The 6148-nt window shown below is 43.8% G+C and carries 4 protein-coding genes and 1 tRNA gene; 3 read left to right on the forward strand and 2 right to left on the reverse strand.

Features of this window, described 5'->3' with window-relative positions:
* Positions 1 to 267: 267 nt before the first annotated feature.
* A tRNA-Met gene (locus tag ACRD7P_RS20745) sits at positions 268 to 340 on the reverse strand.
* Positions 341 to 563: 223 nt separating this feature from the next.
* Between ACRD7P_RS20745 and ACRD7P_RS20750 the strand changes: the two genes are divergently transcribed.
* The gene (locus tag ACRD7P_RS20750; RefSeq protein WP_430909713.1) at positions 564 to 1943 is read left to right on the forward strand and encodes an alanine/glycine:cation symporter family protein; all 1380 of its coding nucleotides are present in this window, start codon (positions 564 to 566) and stop codon (positions 1941 to 1943) included.
* A gap of 40 nt (positions 1944 to 1983) precedes the next feature.
* Entirely contained in the window at positions 1984 to 2871 is an 888-nt protein-coding gene (gene era, locus ACRD7P_RS20755) for a GTPase Era (RefSeq protein WP_430909714.1), read from the forward strand.
* 65 nt (positions 2872 to 2936) lie between these two features.
* Here the strand turns inward: era and ACRD7P_RS20760 are convergent, their stop codons facing one another.
* A complete protein-coding gene (locus tag ACRD7P_RS20760; protein WP_430909715.1) occupies positions 2937 to 3512 on the reverse strand; it encodes an SPOR domain-containing protein in 576 nt (191 codons plus the stop codon).
* 1208 nt (positions 3513 to 4720) lie between these two features.
* Between ACRD7P_RS20760 and der the strand changes: the two genes are divergently transcribed.
* A complete protein-coding gene (gene der, locus ACRD7P_RS20765) occupies positions 4721 to 6025 on the forward strand; it encodes a ribosome biogenesis GTPase Der (protein WP_430909716.1) in 1305 nt (434 codons plus the stop codon).
* Positions 6026 to 6148: the final 123 nt, after the last annotated feature.

Below are 6148 nucleotides of genomic sequence, written 5' to 3' on the forward strand. Positions count from 1 at the left end.
CCCTCCCTGAAAAATAACTTCGTGGATACCAAACAACTGTATTTGAACATATAGTTATATCGAACTCACGTTAAATACATCAAATTAAGAATGTCGTACCTAAAATCACTGAATGTTGTACCTATGTTGTACCCGTTGAATCAAAAAGGGCCTCCGATTTCTCGGAAGCCCTGTCTTTGCTAGTAGCGGGAACTGCCCCGATGGCTCGGGGGAAGCAGTTACCGTAAAGCACAAAAAAACCCTCTGATTTCTCAAAGGGTTTTCTAGTAGCGGGAACTGGACTCGAACCAGTGACCTTCGGGTTATGAGCCCGACGAGCTACCTACTGCTCTATCCCGCGATATATTTTCCATGTGCATTAAAAGCACTTTATTTCATTTTACTACTCCGGTAGATAGGTACCCTGTCTTGAGCGAAGTCGAAGGATACTTCGCTATCCCGCGATATGGACTGCAAAGATACAACCTAATTTTAAGTTTATAAAACTTATATCCTACTATTTTTCATATAAGATGCCTTTGTGGAATCTTGAAAATGCATACCTTCGACACATACGCCCACCTATGGAAACCATCAATAGCTTTTTACAGAGTGCCAATTCCTATGCCAATTGGCCTATGTTCATTTTACTGATAGGGGGTGGTCTGCTCCTGGTTTTTTATTCCAAATTTTTGCCCTATCGCTTTTTTGGGCATGCGATTGCCATTACCGCAGGTAAATACGATGATAAGAACGCAAAAGGTGAGGTAAGTTCTTTTCAGGCGTTGTCCGCGGCGGTAGCCGCTACTGTAGGTTTGGGGAATATCTCGGGCGTGGCGATCGCCATTCACGACGGTGGTCCCGGAGTGGTCTTTTGGATATGGGTCACGGCCCTGATCGGAATGTGCATCAAGTTTTACAGCTGTAGTCTTTCCATCATGTTCAGGGGTACCGATTCCGATGGAAAATTGCAAGGAGGTCCCATGTATTATATTACCAAGGGTCTTGGGGAAAAGTGGCGCCCTCTGGCCGTTTTTTTTGCTATTTGCGGGCTTTTTGGTTTTTTGGGCGTGTTTACCGCCAATCAGTTTACAGATACTTTTATGACGGTGATCGATCCCGAACAAAACCTGGTAGCACTTGGCGGTACGGCCGAAGACCCTACGTTCTATTGGAAATTCTCGATCGGTATCGTATTGGCCATTGTCACCTCGTTCGTTATTTTTGGCGGACTTGCCAAAATCGCTAAGGTTGCCTCTGCAATTGTTCCTTTTATGGTGGCCGTGTACTTAATTGCTGTGGTCGTTGTCATGGTGATGAATGCTTCCGAAATTATACCTTCCTTGAAATTGATGATTACCGAAGCTTGGAATTTTAATACCATCGTTACCGGCGGTTTCTGGGGCATGATCATCATCGGCGTTAAACGCGCGATGTTCTCCAATGAGGCCGGTTTGGGTTCCGCACCCATGTATCACGGGCAGTCAAAAACGGACAACCCCATCAAAGAAGGCCTGGTAGCCAGTTTGGGCCCTTTTATCGATACCATATTGGTATGTACCTTTACTGCTATTGTCATCATATTGAGCGGTGCCTATCTGGAAGATTCCAGTGGTATCGTAATGACCTTGAGCGCATTTGAAAAAACCTTGTTCGGCTTTGGCGATGATCTCCTAATGATCATTGTCACCGCGTTTGCCATGTCTACCCTGTTCACCTATTCCTATTATGGGGTAAAAAGCCTTTCTTTTTTGACCAATGCCAAAATTGGTAAACTCTACAATATTTATTTTGTGTTGATGATCGTTTTTGCGGCAATCGCCTCCTTGGAGTTGGTCAAAAACCTGATCGATCTTTCCTATGCGCTCATGGTGATTCCGAACATGATCGCCGTATTGTTGTTGGCGCCCAAAGTGAACCGTGCCGCCAAGGAATACTTTGCCAAGCTAAAAACCAATGGCTGATCGGCTTTTATAGCTAAGGGCATAGTACTACCTTTGCCCTATGGAAAGGAAACACAAAGCGGGCTTTGTAAATATTATCGGGAATCCCAATGTGGGAAAGTCTACCCTAATGAACGCCTTTGTGGGCGAAAAGTTATCGATAATCACCTCTAAGGCCCAAACGACGCGCCATCGGATATTGGGTATCGTAAACGGGGACGATTTTCAAGTGATACTATCCGATACCCCGGGTATCATTAAACCGGCCTATGAGTTGCAGTCCTCCATGATGAACTTTGTAAAATCGGCCTTTGAGGATGCCGATGTGCTGGTCTATATGGTGGAAATAGGAGAGAAGGGCCTAAAGGACGAGGCCTTTTTTGAAAAGATAAAAAAAAGTAAGATTCCCGTACTGCTGTTGTTGAACAAGGTGGATACGGCTACGCAAGAATTATTGGAGGAGCAAGTACAGTATTGGCAAGAAGTATTGCCTACCGTAGAATTGCATCCGATATCGGCATTGTCGAATTTTAACGTCAAAAATGTTTTTGAGCGCATTGTGGAACTATTGCCTGAGGCACCCGCCTACTATCCAAAAGACCAACTGACGGATAAGCCCGAACGCTTTTTTGTAAACGAGACGATTCGAGAGAAAATATTGATGCACTACAAAAAGGAAATTCCGTATGCGGTGGAAATAGAGACCGAGGAGTTTTTGGAAGATGATGATATCATACGCATGCGTGCCGTTATCATGGTAGAGCGCGATTCCCAAAAAGGAATCATTATCGGTCACAAAGGAAGCGCTTTAAAAAGGGTAGGGGTCGAATCGCGAAAGGACCTGGAGAAATTCTTTGGTAAGCAAGTACATATCGAACTCTACGTAAAGGTCAATAAAAATTGGCGTAGCAATTCAAGACAGCTAAAACGTTTTGGGTACAACAGCTAAGCCGTTCCGAATTTTCAGAACGACTTTATTACCATTTTGCCTTTGCGGTTTAAGGTTTCCGGAGCTTAAAACGTTTTTTCGATACGGATGCGTTCCCCGTTCACATAAACTCCGATAAAGGCATCCGTAAGTCCCAAGCTAACGAGTTCCTGTCTGAACTGCCTGGCCTCTTCCAACGATTCAAAGTTGCCCAAGGCGTATTTGTTATACTGTTCGTCCCGTATCTCTTTAAAGTTTACGAAACTTTCGGAGTAAAGGGAAAGGTCTTTTTCCTCAAAGGCGCCCACCTGTACGGCAAAAACCTCTTGGTCGGCAATGGTGTTCATGGCCAGGTCCCCATAATCTTCATTTTGGAGCGCCGCCATATTGTCTTCCAACGCCTGCACCGTTTGTTGATGTTCGGCCAGTGAAATCACATCCTTCTTTGCCGTATATCCAAAATAAGCGGCACTTCCGATGCCCAAAAGTGCTAAAATTCCAAGGCCAATGGCCATTTTCTTATATTTCTTCGACTTTCCGGATACCTCTTCCAATTCCTCTTCGCTCTGTATCTTGCGCAGATTAAGGTTTTTGGTCAATCTTTCCACTTCTAGTAGGCCCTCTTTATAGGTGCTAAGCTCTTTATCCGATATTACTGGCATTTGTATAGGTTTTAAAGGTTTACGATGAATACATACTGATTGGCTGATCGATTATTACGGGTAAACGTGATGATGCTAACGGGTGAAACGGGCGCGTATTGTAAAAAATTCCTACCATTCGACGAACGGTCGGTAAGCCCTTTCGGGTTCAGGGGTCAAACGCAAATTCAAATTCAAGCGCCAAAATCAAACTCAAATTCAAACACAAAAATCAAATACAAAGATGTTTGTAGTCAAACTCCTGCCAATCGCAGTCGAGACTGTTGAAAGGGACAAAGGACCGCTACGCTAAAGGATGAAAGACCGCTGCGCTGAAAGAACAAGGACAAAAGACAAGAGCAAGTTCAAGTGTCAAGTTCAAGCTCAAATTCAAATTCAAATTCAAACTCAAACTCAAACTTTGCCACTACATACTTTTTACTCATTACTAAATTACTCCCAACTGCCACTGCGAACTGTTAATTGCTAATTGTTCATTGTCCATTGAAAGAAGACCGCTTTGCTGAAAGAGAAAAGATGAAAGACAAGCTTAAGTGTCAAGTTCAAACTCAATAGTTTAAGGACGATTGAAAAAATGGGTTATCCGGTCGAGCTTCGTCAGTACTGCTATCGTAAGCGCTTCGACAGGCTCAGCGTGACAGCTGAATTTTTTTTGGCTATAGGGCCAAATGACAAGCGTTTTGTCAGTCCGAGCTTGTCGAGGACCTTGGGGAAGGTTCAAGTTCAAATGTCAAGTTCAAACTCAAAATCACTTTTTACTAAATACTTTGTACTGACTATAAATTCGCCAATTGAAAAAAGACCGCTGCGCTGAAAGAGAAAAGATGAAAGACAAGTTCAAGTGTCAAGCTCAAACTCAAACTCAAACTCAAACTTTGCCACTACGTACTTTTTAATCATTACTAAATTACTACCAACTACCAACTACCAACTGCCACTGCGAACTGTTAATTGCTAATTGTTCATTGTCCATTGAAAAAAGACCGCTGCGCTGAAAGAGAAAAGATGAAAGACAAGCTCAAGTGTCAAGTGCAAATTAAAGGGGAAACCATGTGCAAAAGCCCAGTGACCAAAATCCAAAATCCAAAACCCCCAACCTGTACCAACCACTAATTACTTTGTACTTATTACTAACTACTCGGCACGAACTCCCAAATCATCCCCCGCTTCTGTGGAAATAAATGGTACTTTTGCAAAAAATTAATGAGATGGGCGCGATTGTAGCAATAGTGGGAAGGCCGAACGTAGGGAAGTCTACTTTTTTTAACCGTTTGATCCAACGTAGGGAAGCGATTGTGGATGCGGTTAGCGGTGTTACCCGCGACCGCCACTATGGAAAAAGTGATTGGAACGGAAAGGAGTTTTCCATTATCGATACCGGAGGATATGTGGTAGGAAGCGATGATATTTTTGAAAAGGAGATCGACAAACAGGTAGGGTTGGCCATTGGGGAAGCCGATGCCATTCTATTTATGGTCGATGTGGAATCCGGCGTTACCGGAATGGACGAAGATGTTGCCAAACTGTTGCGACGGGTAAAAAAACCTATTTTTTTGATCGTGAACAAAGTGGATAATGCCAAGCGTGCTGCCGATGCGGTGGAATTCTATGCACTGGGCTTGGGCGATTACCATACCATTTCAAGTATTAACGGCAGTGGTACCGGCGAACTGTTGGACGCCCTAGTGGAAGTACTTCCCGATACGGTTGATGAAGAAAGCGAGTTGCCACGTTTTGCCGTTGTGGGAAGGCCCAATGCCGGAAAATCATCGTTCATCAATGCCCTCATAGGGGAAGATCGGTACATCGTTACTGATATTGCCGGTACCACCAGGGATAGTATCGACACCAAATACAATCGCTTTGGTTTTGAATTTAACTTGGTCGATACCGCGGGAATTCGAAGAAAGGCCAAGGTAAAGGAAGATTTAGAGTTCTATTCGGTAATGCGGTCCGTGCGGGCCATAGAGCATAGCGATGTGTGCCTGTTGGTTTTTGATGCTACCCGAGGTTTTGATGGTCAGGTGTCCAATATCTTTTGGTTGGCACAGCGTAACAATAAAGGTATTGTGATTCTCGTAAACAAATGGGATTTGGTCCAGGACAAAGAGACCAATACCATGAAGGAATATACCATTCGCATCAAACAGGCAATCGAGCCCTTTGTAGATGTGCCGATTATTTTTATATCGGTATTGAACAAACAGCGGATTTATAAGGCTATAGAACAAGCCGTAGCGGTCTACCAAAACCGTTCAAAAAAAATCAAGACCAGCGAACTCAACGAGGTACTCTTGCCGATTATAGAACATACCCCTCCACCGGCCTATAAGGACAAGTATGTCAAGATCAAATACATTACCCAGTTGCCGACACCCCACCCGCAATTTGCATTTTTCTGTAACCTGCCACAGTATGTTCGGGATCCCTACAAACGCTTTTTGGAAAACAAACTAAGGGAACATTTCGACTTTACCGGAGTGCCCATCACTGTTTACATGCGTAAGAAATAGTTTTTGGGTATGGGCCAGGGTGCAATGACCGTTAATGGTATTTAAGCAACTAGGGCGTGTTAACACTAATTGCATCGAAAATCAGGGCGATATAGATAAAGGCCGTGAACATGACGTCGAGTT

Source organism: Maribacter sp. 2-571 (assembly GCF_050589625.1).
GTDB lineage: Bacteria > Bacteroidota > Bacteroidia > Flavobacteriales > Flavobacteriaceae > Pelagihabitans.